The organism is Ensifer sp. GW823-FHT05D09 (assembly GCF_058795755.1).
Map to the genome: position 1 here is coordinate 112,681 of NZ_JBXAIA010000001.1, position 17,766 is coordinate 130,446.

Sequence of the window (17,766 nt, forward strand, 5' to 3'; positions counted from 1 at the left end):
CGCCTTTCTTTCGTTGATCGCAATCAAACGGAAATGGCTTCTTTCGCTGGCGCAAGGTGGCGCGAGGTAACGAACAGGGGACACTTGGTATGTTCGCGTATCTTACACCTCGCGGGACTGCGGCTGTACTATCATCGCCAACGAGACAATCGATTAAACCGAAGAAACCTCTGGCTGCCAGAAAGGCAGTTGCGATGTGAAATTTTCGAAGCGGCATTTCGAGATCACACCCAACCGTGTTGAGGTCACATGACTACCGGAATTGCAGTTACCAGGCGAACAGACCAGCAGCAGGCATCTCGAATCGCGATATTCGCCAACGGCCAGACCATCTACGCAGACGGAGAGAAGTGTGATTGGACCTATCGCGTCGCATTCGGTGCGGTGAGCCTCTATAGGGTGCTTGCCTGCGGCAGGCGACAGATTATTGCCTTCCACCTCGCGGGCGAGTGGTTCGGAATTGAACAGGGGCGCCGGCGGCAGTTCACCGCGGAAGCCATAGGGCCGACAGGGATACTGTGTGCAAATCTCGCGGCAGATCAGTGCCCGGCCTTGTTGCCCGCCGTGCTGGACGCTCTGTGGTCCGCCCGAGAACATCAGCTGGTCATAAGTCGACAGAGTTCGCATGAGAGGGTTGCTGCGTTTCTCCTGGAAATATCAGAGCGCACGCAGGACAAGCGCAGGTTCGATCTGCCGATGCCGCGGGCTGATATCGCCGACTACCTTGGTTTGACGATTGAATCCGTGTCCCGGGCAGTCACGAGATTGAAGTGCAGCAATGCGATCAGGCTGGTTGGCCCAAGGGGGATCGAGATCCTCGATAGGGACCGATTGAGATCGTTCTGCGACTAAAGCGCGTCGCGATCTTTCAGATTCGCTTGGCGCGCTTTAAGCTCTTGTCTTTGCGTATGTCGTTATCGCAAAACCGCGGCGCACTTTTGCGCGACATACTTTAGGCTGCCGATGATGCATCGCGCGTCGTTCGCGGACCAACTGTTTATCGGAGCCACTGGTGGACCCCAACGTCACAACCGTCGTCGAGGCGATAGAAACTGCGCTGACACCGGTGTTCCTGCTTGCGGGCACGGGCGGGTTTCTCAATGTTTTCGTCGCGCGACTGGCTCGCATCTCCGATCGTGTGAACGAAGTCGTCGACATCGTTGCAAGTCGCGAGGGGGAAATCCGTTCACGACAGATCCAGTTGGCCCATCTGCGGCGACGTACCTTGGCCTTGGAAATTGCAGTTATTCTCGCGTCATTGTCCGGTGTTTGCACGTGTATTTCAGTGATAGGATTGCTGGCGGGTGCCATTCGCGAGCACGTCCGCGACCAGTTGCTGTTCTGGTTTTTCGGCGCGGCTGTGGCGGGTCTCATCGGCGCACTGCTCGCCTTCCTGTTTGAAATGCTTGTCGCCGGATACAGCATGATTCGGCAAATGGCCGGCCGCGATGCCTACCACTCTTCACCGAACCGCCAGCACACGCCGGATTGAGCACGCGCCAGGCATCGATCGTTAACGCCTCCGGAGCGGCTAGGTCAGAAACTGCTTCAATTCGTCGGCGAGGCTGACGATCAGTTCTTCGAACTCGCGGCGGCGCTCTTCGCGAACATCCGCCTCGAACGTATCGATCTTTTCCAAAGCTCCCTCGGCCAGCGCCAAATCTTCGCAAAGCCCCCTGAAGCTTTCGCTGCCCAACATGAGTTGTCTGATCCTGAGCGGCTTGTCCGGGAAACGCCTCAAAGCCGCTTGCAGGCCGTCATTGTTCAGGCCGCCCCTGGATTGCGTTTCCATGGCCCCCTCCAGAACCGAGAGCTTTCGCGTTACTGCCATATTACGGTGGAGCTTTGAGTTTGAAAGGTATGTTACGCGACGATACATCAGGTACGCGCCAAGCCATGCCCGGCTCCCCGTCGGAAGGGTGACGCCATTTTCAGGTCAGGTCTCGACGATCCTACCTTGGGACAGGCGCTCGACCCGAATCCGCCTCCAGGTCCGCCGGGATCGAAACCCCTGCCTGCCGCAGACCGTCAAGGATATGGTTTTGGTCCTCGTGCCGTCTGATTCGAAGGGCGACTTGGTGTCTTATGTTCGTCAGGTAGGAAGGTGCGTGTGTCTCAAGCCACTGGCGCTCGCGAGCAGCTTCTTCCATTTTTCTCAACTTCCCGAGAATCGCCAAGAGGATCACATGGTAGATTGGATTGGCCTGCAGGTCGGCCATATGCACCCAGCGTTCGGCCGCGACATAGTCATCCTTCATGTAACGACACACGGCCATTGCCGCCTCGAAATATCCAACTGGTCCCGGGTTCAGCGACAGCGTCTTGGAAATCAGCGCGCAGCCTTGATCCCATTGGCCAGATAGCGCCAGCCGGAAGCCGTATTCACCCACCAGTTCAGTATCGTTGGGGTTGAGCGCGGCCGCCCGGGCGCCGACGGCGAGTGCGGCGTCCAGGTGGCCGCGAAAGAACAGCACAAGCATTTGCGCCTGGAGGCCCCTTACATTCTGCGGATCGAGTTCGACCGCACGTGCTGCCGCTTGCGAGGCGAGATCCAGCGAGACGGTCGGGGTGCGGCTCGCGCGATACCGAAATCGCATTTCGTCCAGATATGTGAGCGACAGGAGCGCCCATGCGGTCGAGTAATTCGGGTAATGCCTTGTCGCCTGTTCAAGGCAACTCTGGACTGACTGGTGCGTCTGCGAATTCAGGTCACTGCGATAGCCGTAATAGGCGAGCGTGCAGGCATAGGCGTCCCAATTGTCCGGAGCCGAGTTGGTCAACTGCTTGGCATTGGCCTGGAACAGGATGCCGTATGGCTGCGCGATGGCTGTTGCTACCGATGCGGCCGCCTTTTCCTGGAGCCTGATGATCTTCTCAACCAACAAGCTTTCATCGTAGCTTTCGGCCCAAATGACGGCTCCGTCGGATTGGCGCAGTACCCGCACGCTCAGCCTCAGTTGCTGGCCTTCTATCCGCACCCTCCCTTCCAGCGCAAAGGTGGATGGGGCATCTGTTGCCGCGCCATCAGGGCGTTCGCTGGCGATGACGGTGATTTCCTTGAACTTTGCGATGTTGCGAACGACCTCGTCCCCGAGACCGCGCGTAATCATCGCGGAGTTCCCGACCGCGGTCAGATCTTCAAACGTTCCGACGACCAGCGTTGGTTGTATCGGTTGGGGCGCGTCGGCGCCCGCGCGCAGAGACCAAAGCGTTGCCATGGCGAAACCAGCAAGACACCCCAGCAACGCGGCGATGATCAAGTTGATCGTGGCGTGTTTGGAGACATGAGGTACTGCCGGGCTCTGGGCGGAGCGGGGAGCGGCGTTCGTCGAGTTCGCATTGGCGATTGCGTGCCGACTGAAGCTGGGCGCGTAGCCGCCTTTGGGTATGGTAATCAGCACGGGGTCCTCGATCCCGCAAACAAGGTAATAACGCTCAAGGGCGCGACGAACGCGCCCCGCCTCAATCCTTACGACCGGATCGAACTGCGCGTTGAACGATGTGTTCCGGCCAAATACCGTGGTTGCAATCGAATATGCCTTGATCCGTTCCGCTCGACCTGCCAGCGCCTCATGAACGACATATGCCAAGAAATTGCGCGCACGTTCGGGCACGCCGAATTCCGGGCTACGCCGGATACGGTCCAATTGCTCCAAGATCTCGTCGCTTGTGGGGTCGAAGGTTCCCTCACCTTCAATCCCCTTTTCCACGTCCGCCATGTAGCCCCCAATGCCACAGAAGTCGGCTAGTACGTCGTGAAAGTTGTGCGCAGTCTACCTTTTGAAATCGTACTACCTGTCCGCGTGTGCGTCCATTAGTAATATGTAATGCTTTCGGTGGTCGCGATGCGGACACCTTGCCTGACGAAGCTCGGCGTTTAGGATGGGGGCCTGCTGAAGGTCGATACGGATGCCGTCCCATACCCATCTTCAACCTGTGGGCCACGAGGCGTGTTTCAAGGCGTCGCGTACGACACTCTTCTGACCCTTGAAGAGCCACGCTCGATATTTCTGAACCCGGACCAGGGTTCGAATCCTTCCCGCGTGTCGGCAATCGGCTATTCTCCTATGCAATCGACGATGAGGTCGTTGTTCGGCAAATCCACAATCGCCCTGTCTCGATTAGATCGTCGCCGGCATCGGCAGCGATACGGAGTTGCCCGCAACCGTCTGCGTGTTTGTGCGTGTAACGGAGCGAGGCTGCGTCCGCGGGAAGATGCTCGTCAGACGTCGTCAACATTGGTTGACGCTTCACCTGTCGTCAACTAATGTTGACGGCATGATTGATCCCGACGCCTTTCAGCTCTCCGACGATCCAGCAGAAACGCTTGCCACCGTTGTCGCTCTCAGGCGGCTGGCAGATAGCCTGGAGCGCCAGGCCGTCGCATCGGCGTTGGGAAAGGGATGGTCATGGGCGAGGATTGCGCAAGGTCTCGGCATCTCCAAACAGGCCGCGCACAAGCGCTTGTCGGATCTCGTCACAGGCAACGAGTGATAGGATATCTCCATGTTTAGCCGTATCAAGCAGCGTTTCAACGACATAGGCACGATCAAGGCACTTTGCGAAGGTGCCGAATATCATGCCTTGCAAGACCAGCAGCGCGAGCCGGGTGCCGAGCACTTTCTGTTGTCTGCTCTCGATCTTCCGGATGGCACGGCGCGCGGGGCATTTGCGCGGGTGGGGGCCGACGCGTCCGATCTGCCGCAAGCCATTGCGCGCCAATACGCCGAGGCGCTTCGTCCTCTGGGTCTCGATCCCCGGCTTTCCGAGCAGCTTGCGCAGGGGCAGGAACCGTTGCCGCGCAACGGTGGAACCTATGCGGCAGCGCCCTCGGGCGACAATGTCATGCAGGCATTGGCTGCCGACCGCGCAAGCCACCGACCGTTGCTCGGTGCCGATGTGGTGGCAAGGGTTGTGGATCTTCGTGAAGGCGTCGCCGCGCGCGCCCTGCGCATGATGGGCGTCGATCCCGATGCACTGAAAGCCGCAGCCGAGGCCGAAGGTGATGCCTTTCGCCAAGCTTCGAAACACTGATCCGACAGCCACGGATCTCGATGGCGGCAGCGCCGTTGCAGCCAGCATGCGGAAGGGGCTGGTGAGGTGGTCGTCGAGGTCGGCGGTAACCTCTGAGGAAAAATCCGCACTGTCTTCACTGCCCCTCAGTGACACCAGCCCGCTCCGCTTGCCGAAGCATCGCTTTCGAGAAACGCGATCGATGGCAAGCCGGAGGGGCACAGATGGAACACAGTGTCCCATAAGGCGGGGCAGCTGGCTGTGTCCCTTTGAGGGCGCGATGTCCGCCCTGGCAGTGGGGGCGCTGCTTCACTCTTCGAGCTGATTATGGGGGAGGATACTTATCCATTGCGCTAAGTATTTGATCGTGATACTTAGCCTTATGGAACAGTATTCGGATCCGCTCGACGGGATTTTTCAGGCGCTGGCAGACCCGACGCGCCGTGCCGTGCTCGCAAGGCTCGGCAGCGGCCCGGCCAGCATCAGCGATCTGGCAGGGCCTTTCGACATGGCGCTGCCGTCGTTCATGAAACACATCCATTTCCTCGAAGGCAGCGGCTTGATCCGCACGGAGAAGCAGGGCCGGGTGCGCACCTGCACCATCGACAAGAACCGGTTCGCGGCCATCGAAGCGTGGATGTCGGCGCAGCGCCTCCTTTGGGAAGGTCGCACCGACCGGCTCGAACAGTTCGTGATGGCAGCGCAAAACAAGGAGAAATGACATGATCCGATCTCCCGATCCCGATCTCGACTTGACGATAGCGCGCCTGATCAAGGCGCCGCGTTCGGTGATCTGGAATGCCTGGACCGATCCCGCGCGCTTCGAGCAATGGTGGGTGCCGGCGCCGGCCAGATGCCGGGTGGTGGATATGGATCTTCGGCCGGGCGGCGCCTTCGTCACCCGGATCAGCGAAGGCGGCGGCGCATTCACCCCGCATCTGGATGCATGCTTCCTCGCAGTCGACGATCACGAGCGCATCGTCTTCACCAATTCGCTGGTCGCGGGATGGCGCCCCGCCGAGAACCCTTTCATGACGGCCATCATCACGCTCAAGGATCATGCAGACGGCACGGACTATGCCGCCCACGTCATGCACAGGAGCAATGCCGACCGGACCATGCACGAGGAAATGGGCTTTTACGACGGCTGGGGCACGGTGATCGGGCAGCTCGCCGGCCTCGTCGAGGGCAAGGTCCAATAGGGGAGGCGGGTATGCGCAAGATTGTCCTGCAGATGATGACGACGCTCAATGGACGCCTCGACGATCCGCTCGCCTGGATGGGCACCGTCGGCGAAGACCAGTACCGGGCGATCGATCGGCTCTATGCCACCTACGACACCGTGCTCGTCGGCCGCGTGACCTACGAAGAGATGGCAGCTTATTGGCCGGGTGCCCTTTCGGAAGACGTCGGAACCGAAACCAATCGCAAGATGGCGCGCCGGATGAACGACTATCGCAAGCTGGTCTTTTCGCGCTCGGGGTCCGAGATGCTGACCAAATGGAACAATGTCGATCAGGTTGTTGTCGCCGATGACGATGCGCTTGTCGCCTATCTCCTTCAGTTGAAGGCGCAGCCGGGCGGGGATATCCACCTCTCGGGCGGTGCGAGCCTGGCGCGGACTGTTATTGGCCTTGGTCTCGTCGACACCTTCCACTTCTTTGTCTACCCCGTTACGTCCCCGGGCGTCGCCTGGTTTTCCGGGCTTCCGCAACGCTATGATCTGCAACTGATGGGCACGGACACCTATGCGAACGGTGTGGTCGGGCTTCACTACGAACCGCTCCACGGGCAGAATGCGGAGCGGGCTGGCAGCTTTTCCGAGCTGCTCGCTTGACGCTGGCTCGCTCCTGTAGTTGGCCCTGCCTGGGCGAAACCCGCCCGCAGGGCACCTGATCCGGCGTGTCGCAAAGCCTGATATCATTCGTGCGGTTTGCTACAGTCGATGACGCCGATATCCTTCAGCAACACTGCGCAACGAGCAGCAAAGACGCAAAGCGAAGACACCCAGCGTCGTTGTCTCGGGGCGCATCTGGCCGGAGATCCACTCTGCACAGTCTTGGAAATGCCTTAGCCGCCGTGCTCCAGCGCCACCTTCAGCCGGTCATAGGTCGGGGCTAGGGCCCGCAAGCTGGCGGCCGCATCGGCGTCCTTTCGTGCCACCAATGGATGCTGCAGCGCGCCGATGAGCCGGGCCTGGTCGTCGGCGATGCGTGCGGCCTGGTGGTAACCGGCCCGTGCAAGGCAGGCGGCGGCGTCGGCTGAGCGGCGCGCGCCGACGCGGACGGCGAAGTGGATCATGTGCGCCCTCAGTCCCTTGTCGCAAGCGGTCTCGATGCGATCGGCGAGCATTTCGGCGGCTTCGGCATTGCCAAGGGTTCTCTGGGGAACGGGCCGGTCCGTTTCCATCGACAACCAGTGGATGGCGGCTGGGACCGACGCCCGTATGGTTTCGATATCCGACATCTCGGCGACACGGACAAAGTCGGTCCGCATCGTGTAGGCATCACCGTAGCTCAACGTGTCGGCGCGCCATGCGGCCATGAAGTTGGCAAGCGGCAGGCGCGCATAGGGGTGACCCTGCGGATCGTGCATCAGCACGCTGTCCTCGTCCATCTCGAGCACCACGACGTAGTGGTCGGCATCGATCGGTCCGCTCATTCCCGGCTGGTGGCGCAGATGCCCCATCTCGACCGGGCCAATCCACACTGGTCCATCCTTGAGGGCTGCGCGCAGGCGGGAAAGCGCATCGTCCGCGTCGCCACCCTTGCTCAGGGTGGATGTCCAGCCGAGGGCCGCAAGCGCACCGTCGAATCCGGCTTCCGGATCCCAGCCATAGGGGTCGAAGAAAGGCAGGGTGCCGCCGATGAGCTGCATGCCGAACGGGCTGCCGGTGGCAAATTCGATCACTGCGGTGGAGGGCGCCTGTGCGCCGAACATCATGGCAAACGAGTTGGCGTAACAATAGGGACCGGAGCCCGTATAGGCAAAATGCATCATGATCGTCTGTCCTGTTGGTCGTCTGTAAAGTCAGGTGATGGGGTAGGCGACATCGAAGGCGGCGCCCTGGCTTCCGGGGTAGATTTCGTAGGGGCTGCCGATGCAATGGACGTCGCTTCGCGCGTCGAGCCAGCTCTCGATGGCGTCGTAGACGCGCAAGATCTGCGGGAAGTTCTCACAAGTCGGCGCTACCGGCAGAAAGACCTCGCGCCGTTTCGCCTGAAAGCGGATGCGCAGGTCTTCGGCAGGCTCGACGCTGCCTTCATAGGCAATGGCGACCTCCACCAGTCCTTCGCTGTCTCGGCTGACGGTCTCGTGGAAATGCACGGTCATGGCACCGCCGTCGGCGACCCCGCAGTCGCGGAGGTATCTTCGAATATTCGCCTCGGCTCTTGCCATGAACCCATCGAGCGCCTCGATAGTGAGTTGCCGCTGGCAGGAAATCAGCTTGCAGGCCCCAACCTCGCGCATCGCAACCTTCGAGACCATCCCGGCGTCGCGGCCATCGCTCTGGCGTGCTATGGCATCGACAAGCTCGGTCTGCTCAACCAGTCGCTCGCCTTGGGCTTCGAGCCAGGACCGCAATTCGACAAGCCGGCTGTCCGCATCGAGCTCGATCAATTGGGCAATGCGCGCTATCGGAAGGCCAAGTCTGCGCAGGCGCGCGATCAGCCGCGCCCGTGCTGCCTGCTCGGGCGCATAGTAGCGGTAGCCCGTCGCCGGATCGGTATAGGCAGGCACGAGGATGCCCTGCTCGGCATAGAGCCGCAGCGCCTTCGGCGACAGTCGCGTGGCCGCTCCGAAACGACCGGCAAGAAGATAAGAATCGCTCATGGATCCGACTGTGGGGCTCGCCCCTGGGGCGAGGTCAAGAGGCATTCTTGGCCGATGTGCTTGTCTCTCACTGGCGCCCGCTTTTACGTCATCGGGTGCGGGCGGAGGAGGGAGTGCCGCAGGGCTTTGCGACATGGCCGGAACGCCCTGTGGCGGTTTCAAGGGATCAGGCTTCCGCCGCCCGTCGCCGTGTCAAACGGCCGAGAGCGATCAGCGTGCCGATCGCCATGATTGACGAATAGCCGGCTAATGGAAATGCACTATCGCCCCCGAGCAGCACCACGGCCACAGTGCCGAGCACCCCGACGATCAGGCTTTGGATGCAGAAGTAGAGCGCGACTGCCGTTCCTGCCACGTGGCCGAAGGCCTGCAGCGCTCCATTTGCGGTGACCGAGCCGGTGAAGACGATGCCGACGGCAATGACCCACATTGGAGGCACGAAGCTCCAGAACGACGGCGCGCCCACGCTCTCGCCGGTGACGAGCAGCGCCGCGCCGAGAATGAGCAGCCCCATCCCGCGGGCAAGACTGCCGGCGATGCCCCAGAGCGCCACGAAGCGTTTGGCGAAGCGGGTGGTCACGATCATCACCACCGCTACCGTTGCAAAGACCAGGCTGAAGCCGAGTTCAGAGTAACCCGCCCGATCGATGAGCACGCGCGGCGCCGTCGAGAAGAACACGAAGAACGAGCCCATCGCCGCGCTGAAGCCGAGCGTATAGGTCCAGAACGTCCCGTTCGTGAGGATCGGGCCGAAGGCCCGCCTTTGGCTTTCGGCGCCGACAGGTCGTGTTTCGTGCCATCGCAGCATGGCGTTCACCGTCGCGACGATCGCGAGAACGCCAAGCGTGACGAAGATCGCTCTCCAGCCGAGGTGGCTGGCCAGAAGCGCGCCGGCAATCGGCCCGAACGCCGGGACGAAGGCGAGCATCGCGCTGAAGAGCCCGTAGATGGTCACGCCCTCCGGCCGCTCCGCATAGACGTCGCGGACCGTCGCAAAGGTGGCGACAAGGGCCGCCGATGCGCCGATCGCCTGAAGGAGGCGCAGCGCGAGGAAGGCCGGCGCCGACGCGGTCGTGGCCATTAGCAGCGAGGCCGCCGCAAACAGCAGCGCCCCGCCGATCAGTACCGGACGCCGTCCGATGCGGTCGGAAACCGGCCCGAAGACGATTTGGCCGACGCCGAGAACGATCATGTAGAGGCTCAGGCTCAGCTGGATGATTGCCGGGGTGGTGCCAAGAATGCCGGGCATGGCAGGCACTATGGGAAGATAGATATCCATCGCCAGCGAGGCGAGGATGTCGAAGGGTGCCATCAGCAGCAACGCTGCCGGCACCAAATAGGTCCAGGTTGGTGATATATGGTTGGGCACGATGGAACATCCGCTCAAATGAATGACATTCGGCGGCGCTCTGCCTTGGTATCGGTGGTGTGAAATGACCGGACAGACGCCGCAACAACGATTGAAGTGTTGTTGCGGCTTACCTGGTTGCTGACTCGGTGGTCCCCATTCCGGTCTCCAAAGAAATTCTGCGCGCGTTGGTTTATGCGTGACCCGTTTACCAGCCAAGGCAGCAAACGACAACCACTTGCTGTCTCGTGACCATGATCACGACGGCGCCTTGCATCCAGAAGAATGCACGAGGCACGCTCCAGCACGTTGATTCCAAAGCATGCTATCCGCCCTGAGCGAAATCACCTCAAACCGCGATACTCTGCTGATGTGTCGCCTCGCGCTGGCGTTATGGGTGTTGGCCCGGTTTCACCGTCAGCCGGTTCTCGACGGTCGTCACACCGATAACCGACCTTGCGGCGTCACCGGCGCAAGCCACGTCGGACTCGCTCTGAACCTGACCCGACAGCACGATCATTTCGCCGAGCGCAAACACGTCCATATCGGTGATATCGATGAAGGTGGCGTAGCGGATGAAGCGCAGGACCTTGCCCGCCAGATCGTCATCCTTCAGATGAGGATCGTCGTCCTGGTGGGAGTAAATGGGCTTCTCTGTTGGCATTGGCTTTATCCCGGTGCTGTTCGGGAACGCCCCGGACAAGGGAATGTTCCGGTCTTCTTGCCCCGGATCTGCGGCCTCGACCGATGCACGCAACGGGTCGCGCAACCTTGCGGGGGTGACGCGAACGGGTCTATTCCTGTCGAACCGTTCCCAAGGTTGACGCATGTCCGATATTTTTCTGAACGTTCTGCCCGTCTTCATCCTGATCCTCACAGGCTGGTTGATCGTCCGGTTTGGCTACCTGAAGCCGACCGTCGGCGATGCGCTCGGCGATTTCGTTTTCCGGGTCGCGGTGCCCGTTCTTCTGTTTCGAACGATCGCCGAGGCGGATTTCAAGGACGGCTCGCCCTGGCCGCTCTGGGTCGCCTATTTCTCCGGCGTCGCCGTCACCTGGACCATCGGCCATCTCGCAGCGACGCTCGTCTTTGGCCGCGATGCCCGCATGGGGGTGCTCGCCGGTGTTTCCTCGGCCTTCGCCAACACCGTCTTCATCGGCCTGCCGCTGGTGTCGCGCATCGTCGGCGAGGAGGGGATCGTGGCGCTCTCCATCCTGCTCTCCGTTCATCTGCCTGTCATGATGATCGCCGGCACGGTGCTGATGGAGCGCGCCGAGCGCAAGGTCAGCGGCAAGCCGGGGCAAAGCCCGCTGACGCTTTTGGGGGGTGTTGCCCGCAACCTGGCGCGCAATCCGCTGGTCATCGGCCTTGCCTGTGGCGCCGCCGTCCACCTTGTCGGCCAGCCGCTGGGCGGACCGGTCAAGAGTGTTGTCGATCAGCTTGCCGCCGTTGCCGCGCCGGCCGCACTCGTGTCGATCGGCATGGCGCTCGACAAGTATGGTCTTGTCGGCAATCTCGGTCTGGCGACGGTGACGAGCGTCTTGAAGCTCGTGGTCCTGCCGGGTGTCGTCTTTGCTGCCTGTCACCTGCTCGGCCTCAACGATGACTGGACGACGGCACTTGTCCTCACTTCCGCAGTGCCGACCGGCGTCAATGCCTGGCTGATCGCCAACCATTTCAACGTCGGTCACGCACTGGCGTCATCGACCATCACGCTGACGACGGCGCTTGGTGTGGTCAGCGTTTCGGCGTGGGCCTACCTCCTGATGTAGAGCCGGTCGCCCGGGCGCAAGACAGCAAAAAGCCCGGCGCGATGGCCGGGCTTCTCGAAATCAGATCGATTGCACGCTCTGGCTTATTGGGCCGGTGCGGGCTGGCCTTCCGGAGCAGCCTGGCCTTCAGCCGGCTTGGCTTCCGCTGCAGGCGCTTCGGCCGGCTTCTCGGCGGCGCCTTCGGTGGCCGCAGCGGGAGCTGCTTCCGCAGAGGCGGCTGCATCCGGGAGAGCGGCCGGAGCGTCGGCATGTTCGCGCAGGTAGGCGATCAGGTTGGCGCGTTCGTCAGGCTTCTTGACGCCGGCAAAGCCCATGGCGGTGCCCGGAACGTGCTTCTTCGGTGCTTCGATGAAGAAGCTGAGGTGGTCGTAATCCCAAACGACCTTGCCGCCTTCGGAGAAGGTCTTCATGCCAGCCGAGTAGCTGAAGCCTTCATGCGAGGCGATCGGGCGGTTGACGAGACCCCACAGGTTGGGGCCGACCTTGTTGGCCCCTCCCTTATCCACGGTGTGACAGCTTGCGCATTTCTTGAACACGGTTTCGCCGGCTGCAACGTCTGCCTTGAGGAGCAAGGGCTTGATATCGACTTCAGCCTCTTCCTGGGCGCCCGCACCAGCATCCGCCGTGCCTTCTTCGGCAACGATCGCGAAGCCTTCCTTCTCGGGAGCCTCGGAATGGAAAATGCCTTCCGAAGCAATGGATACGGACATCAGAACGAAAACCGTACCCAGAAAGGCACCCACGCCCATGTTCACATATGAGTTCATCTGCAAACGCTCCCTTTGCCACCGGCGTAAACAAAAACCCGGCCCATCTTGAAATCGCGCGGAACCTATGTCTTTTGGCTCTGCGTTGCAACAGAGATTATGGACCCCGAACTGAGACTTTTTGACACCTTCGGCGGGGTTCTTGAAGGCCACATCATGAAACGCGAAAATTCAGGCAAAGCCATCGTGCTCATTCCGGCACGCATGGCCTCCACCCGTCTGCCGGGCAAACCGCTCGCCGATATCTGCGGCCTGCCGATGATCGTCCAGGTTGCCAAGCGTGCGGCGGAAGCCGATGTCGGACGCGTCGTCGTGGCCGTTGACGACCAGACTGTGTTCGATGTCGTGCGCGATGCCGGTTTCGAAGCGATCATGACGCGGATCGACCACCAGTCCGGTTCAGACCGTATCTACGAGGCGCTGACGAAGGCCGATCCGCACCGTGAGGCGGAATTCGTCATCAACGTCCAGGGCGATCTACCGACGATCGAGTCCGCTCCGATCCGCGCCTCGCTAAAGCCGCTCGTCGACAATGCCTCGACCGATATCGCCACTCTCACGGTGGCAATCACCGATGAGGAAGAGAAGAAGAGCCCCAACATCGTCAAGATCGTCGGTTCGCCGTTGTCGGCCACGCGCCTGCGCGCTCTCTATTTTACCCGCGCCACCGCGCCCTACGGCGAGGGGCCGCTCTACCACCACATCGGCCTTTACGCTTACCGGCGCCAGGCGCTCGAAAACTTCGTCGCTCTGAAGCCGTCGACGCTGGAAAAGCGCGAATCGCTCGAGCAGCTCCGGGCGCTCGAGGCCGGCATGCGCATCGATGTCGAAATCGTCGATACGGTTCCGCTCGGCGTCGATACGCCGGTCGAGCTGGAAAAAGCCCGCCGCATCCTTTCCGAAAAAGCCTGAGAAGGAAGACAGTGTGACCACGAAGACCAACAGGATCTCCTTCCAGGGCGATTACGGCGCCAACTCCGACATGGCCTGCCGCGACATGTTTCCGTCGATGGAGCCGCTTCCCTGCCAGACGTTCGAAGATGCCTTCGTCGCAGTGGAGAACGGCGAGGCGGATCTGGCGATGATCCCGATCGAAAACACCATTGCCGGCCGCGTTGCCGACATTCACCACCTGCTGCCCGAATCGCGTCTTCATATCGTCGGCGAATACTTCATGCCGATCCGCTTCCAGCTGATGGTGCTGCCGGGCGTGACGCGCGACGAGATCCGCACGGTTCACAGCCACATTCATGCGCTCGGCCAGTGCCGCAAGATCGTGCGCGCCAATGGCTGGAAGCCGGTGGTTGCCGGCGATACGGCAGGGGCTGCCAAGCTGGTATCGGAACAGGGCGACCGCTCGATGGCGGCACTCGCGCCGCGGCTTGCTGCCGATCTCTACGGGCTCGAGATCGTCGCCGAGAATGTCGAGGACACGGAAAGCAACGTGACGCGCTTCGTCGTGCTGTCGCGCGAGGAAGAGCGGCTCGCCCGCAGCGCCGACGATGAACTGATCATCACCACCTTCGTGTTCAACGTGCGCAACATTCCGGCCGCCCTCTACAAGGCGATGGGCGGTTTTGCCACCAACGGCATCAACATGACGAAGCTCGAGAGCTACCAGCTCGGCGGCAAGTTTGTCGCCACGCAATTCTATGCGGATATCGAGGGCCACCCGGATGATGTCGGCGTCCGTCACGCCATGGACGAGCTGCGCTTCTTCTCCGAGAAGGTGCGCATTCTCGGCACCTACAAGGCACACCCGATGCGGGGCGTGCTCTAAGTGTGCCCGAAGCGCGATTGCAGATAAGGCTTACCGGTTGGTTAACCGGCTACGCGTCTGGTGCATGCCTAGTCTGCAATCGCGGCGGTACCTAAATAATGTGCAAATGCCTATTTGACGCTCGTTCACATATGGAGTGTTAAAAATGAAGATCCGTCAGAAGATCGTTGAATATGCAAAAATGCGCCGTGCGATCCGCGAGCTGAATTCGCTGGATGACCACGCCCTGAGCGATATCGGTATCTCCCGTTCGCAGATCCAGGCCGCCGTTTACGGCCGCTAATCAGCACCATTCGCCGTATCCCGCCACCCAAGCTGGCGGGATACGCGCAAACCCTTGATCTAGTCATCAAAGAGACACACGCGCAGGCGGTGTCCATCCGGGTCAAGCGCCACGAAGGTCGGTCCAAAATCCATCTTCGTCAGCTCCTGCGCAATCGTCAGGCCAGCACCTTTCCACTTTTCATAATGCGCTCGCACCGCCTCTTCGTCTTTCACCATGAATGCCAGTTCGCAACGGTTGCCCATCTCTGATGGCTCCGGCGTCACCGTGTCCTGCGCCCAAAGCCCGAGGACGAAGCCGTCCTGCAGTTCGAACGACGAAAAGGTCGGGTAGGAGACGAGTGGCTCCTTGTCGAGCAGCTTGCTGTAAAAGCCGACGCTTGCCAGCGGATCGGCGACATAGAGAATTATGAGATTTGCCTTGGCCATGATCTGTCTCCTTTTCGGGAGTTGCAGATTAGCGTGCACCGCTGCCAGTTTCTGTCAGCATTGATTGCCGTCTTCGTTGCGCGTCTTGTCGATGGAAGATGCGCTCCAAGCATTTCGCTCGAAATGCCTCAGGCCGAACCGACACGCCTGCCTTCGGGCGGGCCGATGTTCTGGGTCTCCCGCCATTCCCGAAGCAACACCTGCCGCCGTCGCCCATAGCGCGTCTCGCTGATGTCGGCCTGCCGGATTCGGTCGGTCCGGAAGTGCCGGAACCCCTGGCGTAGCTCGCACCATGCAACCAGCACCCGGACATTCTCGAAGAAGCCGAGCGCAAACGGCCAGACGGTGCGACGCGTCTCGCCGCCATCCGTATCGATATAGCTGAGATCGAGCTTGCGCTCGTGGCGTATCGCCTTGCGCAACAGCGAAACGTCGATGCGATCGGCGACGGGCGCGACTGGCCCGACAAGCAGCGTCGAGGCATCGAGTTCTTCACGAAGATCTGCCGGCAGAACCGCCGCGATCTTGGCGAGCGCATCGCCGGCTGCCGTCGCCAGATGGGTGTCTGCGCGTTTTGCCACCCAGCGTGAGCCAAGCACCAAGGCTTCGATCTCCTCCTGCGAGAACATCATCGGCGGCAGCATGAAACCGGGTTTGAGGACATAGCCGAGCCCCGGCTCGCCCTCGATATCGGCGCCCTGGGCCTGCAGGCTGGCGATATCGCGGTAGAGCGTCCTGAGGCTGACGCCGGTTTCCTCCGCCAGCCGCCGGCCGCTGACGGGCTGACGGTAGCGTCTGAGAACCTGCAGCAGGTCGAGCAGCCGTTCGGAGCGGGACAAGGCAAGTCTCCTCGTATCGGCCGGTCTGTGCTCAGCCGTGCTCGCCCCAGGCCAGCCAGTCGCGCATCAGCCGGTGGGCGATGGCGCCCTTCGGCGGCGGGATATGCTCGTTGCCGGTGTCGGCGACACCCGTCGTGCGCTCCAGCATCGCCGCCGTCTCGTCGCGCGTGAACCAGCGAACGTCTTCGAGTTCCTGCTCGTCGCGCTTGATCACTGTGGATTTCGCTTCGGCATAGCAGCCGATCATCAGCGTGTGCGGCATCGGCCAGGGCTGCGAGGCATGGTAGCGCACGCGGCCGACATGGATGCCGGATTCCTCGTGGGTTTCGCGGCGCACGGCATTTTCGATGGTCTCGCCCGGCTCGACGAAGCCGGCGAGGCACGAATACATGCCTGCGGTGAAGTGCGGGCTGCGGCCGAGCAGGCAGAGGTCGCGATCCAGATCGATGGTCATCATGATGACGACGGGGTCGGTGCGCGGGAAGACCATGTGACCGCAGGCGGTGCAGATCCGGCGATAACCGCCTGATTTGCCCTCCATCGGTCCGGCACAACGGCCGCAGAAGCGGTTGTTGGCGTTCCAGGTGATCAGGCTCGAGCCTTGAGCGAACTGGCCGAGAAGCTCTTCCGGCAGCATCTGCTGACGATAGAGTGTGCGCCCGTCGGCGATCTTGAACGGCTCGGCGACATTGTCCTCGGTCAAGCCCGTCGGCACGGCCAGCCGCGGCTCGCCGTTTGGCAGGTAGCCGAGCAAAATGGTCTCGTCGAGCACCGGATCCAGCCCCTCGAGCTCATAGGGGGCAAACAGCGGATCGATGATCTTCTCGTCGTGCTTGACGATCAGCTTGGGTCCGGAAAATGCGAGGAAATGGGCGCCAGGATGCTTGAGCGCAACTTCGATGCAATCGTCGGCGCGGTGCTCCGACTGGCGATCCAGGTGGTTCTCGGAAAAGGCGACGAGGGTGCTCGGCTCCGGATGGGGGCTTCGAAGGTCAAAGATCGATTTCGTCATGTTCAGAGATTTTCCAGAATGCGGGCTGCAAATGCCTGGTGGTCTTTCTCGCCCCAGGGCTCCGACTTGCCGAAGCCCCAGACGGGGCCGGGCCAGTTCGGGTCGCCGTCGCTGCGGGCGATGATATGCACATGGAGCTGCCGGACGATATTGCCGAGCGCACCGACATTGATCTTCTCGGCACCGGTGACTTTTTTCAAGGCGGTTGCCACCATGTTGGTCTCGAATGTCAGCATCGTCTGGTCGAGCGGCGACAGATCGAAAATCTCGGAGATACCCCCGCGTTGGGGAATGAGCACCAGCCAGGGCCAGCGGCGATCGTTCATCAGGCGCATTTGGCAGAGGCCGATCGAGGCGATCGGGATGCCATCGCGTTCAAGCCGCTCGTCAAGGGTGAATGTCGTCAAGAAGGTCTCCTTGGGCCGTGAGCGGATTCGCCTTGTTTTGCATATCGATATCAGTTTTTTGATGGCTTGGCTTGCATTTGCTTGCGATATTGCCGATATGGGAGCCGGGAGGTTGGTGGTGGACGAGCCACTCGCCAACCGGGTCAGGTCCGGAAGGAAGCAGCCCTAACGAGCCCCGGCACGGGTCATCGTGCCAGCCTCCCACCTGCCTGATTGCTGAGATCGAAACCGCTCTCAGCAATCAGGCAGCACCACACGCTGTTGCGGTGACCAGGCGCATCCC

At 61.3% G+C, this 17,766-nt stretch carries 22 protein-coding genes and 1 other RNA gene; 12 read left to right on the forward strand and 11 right to left on the reverse strand.

Annotation, left to right across the window (positions count from 1 at the left end):
- Positions 1-249 precede the first annotated feature (249 nt).
- Positions 250-852, forward strand: a complete 603-nt coding sequence (locus AC1Q80_RS00515; RefSeq protein ID WP_492359357.1) for a helix-turn-helix domain-containing protein — start codon at positions 250-252, stop codon at positions 850-852.
- A 160-nt stretch (positions 853-1,012) separates the two neighbouring features.
- Positions 1,013-1,492: a DUF2721 domain-containing protein gene (locus AC1Q80_RS00520; RefSeq protein ID WP_492359358.1), complete on the forward strand. Its 480-nt coding sequence runs from the start codon at positions 1,013-1,015 to the stop codon at positions 1,490-1,492.
- Between the two features lie 39 nt (positions 1,493-1,531).
- On the opposite strand, the gene AC1Q80_RS00525 is transcribed toward AC1Q80_RS00520, so the two are convergent.
- Both AC1Q80_RS00525 and AC1Q80_RS00530 read right to left on the reverse strand, forming a co-directional pair.
- Positions 1,532-1,879 carry a hypothetical protein gene (locus tag AC1Q80_RS00525; protein WP_234902754.1) on the reverse strand — a complete coding sequence of 116 codons (348 nt, stop codon included), beginning with the start codon at positions 1,877-1,879 and terminating at the stop codon, positions 1,532-1,534.
- A gap of 73 nt (positions 1,880-1,952) precedes the next feature.
- Positions 1,953-3,719, reverse strand: coding sequence for a hypothetical protein (locus AC1Q80_RS00530; protein WP_492359359.1), 1,767 nt, complete (start codon positions 3,717-3,719; stop codon positions 1,953-1,955).
- A gap of 496 nt (positions 3,720-4,215) precedes the next feature.
- Between AC1Q80_RS00530 and AC1Q80_RS00535 the strand changes: the two genes are divergently transcribed.
- From AC1Q80_RS00535 to AC1Q80_RS00555, 5 genes are all read left to right on the forward strand, one after another.
- Positions 4,216-4,494, forward strand: coding sequence for a hypothetical protein (locus AC1Q80_RS00535; protein ID WP_492359360.1), 279 nt, complete (start codon positions 4,216-4,218; stop codon positions 4,492-4,494).
- A 12-nt stretch (positions 4,495-4,506) separates the two neighbouring features.
- On the forward strand, positions 4,507-5,034 hold the full coding sequence (locus AC1Q80_RS00540) for a hypothetical protein (protein ID WP_492359361.1): 528 nt from the start codon (positions 4,507-4,509) through the stop codon (positions 5,032-5,034).
- A gap of 361 nt (positions 5,035-5,395) precedes the next feature.
- Positions 5,396-5,734, forward strand: coding sequence for an ArsR/SmtB family transcription factor (locus AC1Q80_RS00545; RefSeq protein WP_492359362.1), 339 nt, complete (start codon positions 5,396-5,398; stop codon positions 5,732-5,734).
- A gap of 1 nt (position 5,735) precedes the next feature.
- Positions 5,736-6,215 carry an SRPBCC family protein gene (locus tag AC1Q80_RS00550; RefSeq protein WP_209788247.1) on the forward strand — a complete coding sequence of 160 codons (480 nt, stop codon included), beginning with the start codon at positions 5,736-5,738 and terminating at the stop codon, positions 6,213-6,215.
- 11 nt (positions 6,216-6,226) lie between these two features.
- Complete coding sequence (locus AC1Q80_RS00555; RefSeq protein WP_492359363.1) at positions 6,227-6,850, forward strand: dihydrofolate reductase family protein; 624 nt, start codon at positions 6,227-6,229, stop codon at positions 6,848-6,850.
- A gap of 233 nt (positions 6,851-7,083) precedes the next feature.
- On the opposite strand, the gene AC1Q80_RS00560 is transcribed toward AC1Q80_RS00555, so the two are convergent.
- From AC1Q80_RS00560 to AC1Q80_RS00575, 4 genes are all read right to left on the reverse strand, one after another.
- Entirely contained in the window at positions 7,084-8,013 is a 930-nt protein-coding gene (locus AC1Q80_RS00560) for a YobF C-terminal domain-containing protein (RefSeq protein ID WP_209788243.1), read from the reverse strand.
- A 30-nt stretch (positions 8,014-8,043) separates the two neighbouring features.
- Positions 8,044-8,847, reverse strand: coding sequence for a MerR family transcriptional regulator (locus tag AC1Q80_RS00565; protein WP_492359364.1), 804 nt, complete (start codon positions 8,845-8,847; stop codon positions 8,044-8,046).
- 166 nt (positions 8,848-9,013) lie between these two features.
- A complete protein-coding gene (cml, locus tag AC1Q80_RS00570; RefSeq protein ID WP_492359836.1) occupies positions 9,014-10,204 on the reverse strand; it encodes a CmlA/FloR family chloramphenicol efflux MFS transporter in 1,191 nt (396 codons plus the stop codon).
- Positions 10,205-10,586: 382 nt separating this feature from the next.
- Entirely contained in the window at positions 10,587-10,859 is a 273-nt protein-coding gene (locus tag AC1Q80_RS00575; RefSeq protein WP_173418619.1) for a BON domain-containing protein, read from the reverse strand.
- Between the two features lie 163 nt (positions 10,860-11,022).
- Here AC1Q80_RS00575 and AC1Q80_RS00580 point away from each other — a divergent pair, with 163 nt between their 5' ends.
- Positions 11,023-11,967 carry an AEC family transporter gene (locus AC1Q80_RS00580; RefSeq protein WP_492359365.1) on the forward strand — a complete coding sequence of 315 codons (945 nt, stop codon included), beginning with the start codon at positions 11,023-11,025 and terminating at the stop codon, positions 11,965-11,967.
- Positions 11,968-12,050: 83 nt separating this feature from the next.
- On the opposite strand, the gene AC1Q80_RS00585 is transcribed toward AC1Q80_RS00580, so the two are convergent.
- Complete coding sequence (locus tag AC1Q80_RS00585; RefSeq protein WP_173418621.1) at positions 12,051-12,734, reverse strand: c-type cytochrome; 684 nt, start codon at positions 12,732-12,734, stop codon at positions 12,051-12,053.
- A gap of 156 nt (positions 12,735-12,890) precedes the next feature.
- Here AC1Q80_RS00585 and AC1Q80_RS00590 point away from each other — a divergent pair, with 156 nt between their 5' ends.
- The 3 genes from AC1Q80_RS00590 to AC1Q80_RS00600 all read left to right on the forward strand — a co-directional run bounded on the left by AC1Q80_RS00590 (position 12,891) and on the right by AC1Q80_RS00600 (position 14,797).
- The gene (locus AC1Q80_RS00590) at positions 12,891-13,646 is read left to right on the forward strand and encodes a 3-deoxy-manno-octulosonate cytidylyltransferase (protein ID WP_173418622.1); all 756 of its coding nucleotides are present in this window, start codon (positions 12,891-12,893) and stop codon (positions 13,644-13,646) included.
- Between the two features lie 13 nt (positions 13,647-13,659).
- Complete coding sequence (locus AC1Q80_RS00595) at positions 13,660-14,514, forward strand: prephenate dehydratase (protein WP_173418623.1); 855 nt, start codon at positions 13,660-13,662, stop codon at positions 14,512-14,514.
- A gap of 145 nt (positions 14,515-14,659) precedes the next feature.
- Entirely contained in the window at positions 14,660-14,797 is a 138-nt protein-coding gene (locus tag AC1Q80_RS00600) for a DUF1127 domain-containing protein (RefSeq protein ID WP_065784874.1), read from the forward strand.
- Positions 14,798-14,856: 59 nt separating this feature from the next.
- Here AC1Q80_RS00600 and AC1Q80_RS00605 read toward each other — a convergent pair whose 3' ends face one another.
- The 4 genes from AC1Q80_RS00605 to AC1Q80_RS00620 all read right to left on the reverse strand — a co-directional run bounded on the left by AC1Q80_RS00605 (position 14,857) and on the right by AC1Q80_RS00620 (position 17,483).
- Positions 14,857-15,225, reverse strand: coding sequence for a VOC family protein (locus tag AC1Q80_RS00605; RefSeq protein ID WP_492359366.1), 369 nt, complete (start codon positions 15,223-15,225; stop codon positions 14,857-14,859).
- A gap of 128 nt (positions 15,226-15,353) precedes the next feature.
- The gene (locus AC1Q80_RS00610; RefSeq protein ID WP_492359367.1) at positions 15,354-16,064 is read right to left on the reverse strand and encodes a helix-turn-helix transcriptional regulator; all 711 of its coding nucleotides are present in this window, start codon (positions 16,062-16,064) and stop codon (positions 15,354-15,356) included.
- Between the two features lie 31 nt (positions 16,065-16,095).
- On the reverse strand, positions 16,096-17,076 hold the full coding sequence (gene nudC, locus AC1Q80_RS00615) for an NAD(+) diphosphatase (RefSeq protein WP_492359368.1): 981 nt from the start codon (positions 17,074-17,076) through the stop codon (positions 16,096-16,098).
- Between the two features lie 2 nt (positions 17,077-17,078).
- The gene (locus AC1Q80_RS00620; protein WP_176351162.1) at positions 17,079-17,483 is read right to left on the reverse strand and encodes an HIT domain-containing protein; all 405 of its coding nucleotides are present in this window, start codon (positions 17,481-17,483) and stop codon (positions 17,079-17,081) included.
- Between the two features lie 107 nt (positions 17,484-17,590).
- On the opposite strand from AC1Q80_RS00620, the gene ffs reads away from it, so the two are divergent.
- Positions 17,591-17,688: signal recognition particle sRNA small type (gene ffs, locus AC1Q80_RS00625), an RNA gene on the forward strand.
- Positions 17,689-17,766: the final 78 nt, after the last annotated feature.

Coding starts and splice junctions, on each gene's coding strand:
- AC1Q80_RS00515 (WP_492359357.1), top strand. CDS start 250: ATGACTACCGGAATTGCAGTTACCAGGCGAACAGACCAGCAGCAGGCA.
- AC1Q80_RS00525 (WP_234902754.1), bottom strand. CDS start 1,879: ATGTATCGTCGCGTAACATACCTTTCAAACTCAAAGCTCCACCGTAAT.
- AC1Q80_RS00530 (WP_492359359.1), bottom strand. CDS start 3,719: ATGGCGGACGTGGAAAAGGGGATTGAAGGTGAGGGAACCTTCGACCCC.
- AC1Q80_RS00535 (WP_492359360.1), top strand. CDS start 4,216: ATGCTCGTCAGACGTCGTCAACATTGGTTGACGCTTCACCTGTCGTCA.
- AC1Q80_RS00540 (WP_492359361.1), top strand. CDS start 4,507: ATGTTTAGCCGTATCAAGCAGCGTTTCAACGACATAGGCACGATCAAG.
- AC1Q80_RS00545 (WP_492359362.1), top strand. CDS start 5,396: ATGGAACAGTATTCGGATCCGCTCGACGGGATTTTTCAGGCGCTGGCA.
- AC1Q80_RS00550 (WP_209788247.1), top strand. CDS start 5,736: ATGATCCGATCTCCCGATCCCGATCTCGACTTGACGATAGCGCGCCTG.
- AC1Q80_RS00555 (WP_492359363.1), top strand. CDS start 6,227: ATGCGCAAGATTGTCCTGCAGATGATGACGACGCTCAATGGACGCCTC.
- AC1Q80_RS00560 (WP_209788243.1), bottom strand. CDS start 8,013: ATGATGCATTTTGCCTATACGGGCTCCGGTCCCTATTGTTACGCCAAC.
- AC1Q80_RS00565 (WP_492359364.1), bottom strand. CDS start 8,847: ATGAGCGATTCTTATCTTCTTGCCGGTCGTTTCGGAGCGGCCACGCGA.
- AC1Q80_RS00575 (WP_173418619.1), bottom strand. CDS start 10,859: ATGCCAACAGAGAAGCCCATTTACTCCCACCAGGACGACGATCCTCAT.
- AC1Q80_RS00580 (WP_492359365.1), top strand. CDS start 11,023: ATGTCCGATATTTTTCTGAACGTTCTGCCCGTCTTCATCCTGATCCTC.
- AC1Q80_RS00585 (WP_173418621.1), bottom strand. CDS start 12,734: ATGAACTCATATGTGAACATGGGCGTGGGTGCCTTTCTGGGTACGGTT.
- AC1Q80_RS00590 (WP_173418622.1), top strand. CDS start 12,891: ATGAAACGCGAAAATTCAGGCAAAGCCATCGTGCTCATTCCGGCACGC.
- AC1Q80_RS00600 (WP_065784874.1), top strand. CDS start 14,660: ATGAAGATCCGTCAGAAGATCGTTGAATATGCAAAAATGCGCCGTGCG.
- AC1Q80_RS00605 (WP_492359366.1), bottom strand. CDS start 15,225: ATGGCCAAGGCAAATCTCATAATTCTCTATGTCGCCGATCCGCTGGCA.
- nudC (WP_492359368.1), bottom strand. CDS start 17,076: ATGACGAAATCGATCTTTGACCTTCGAAGCCCCCATCCGGAGCCGAGC.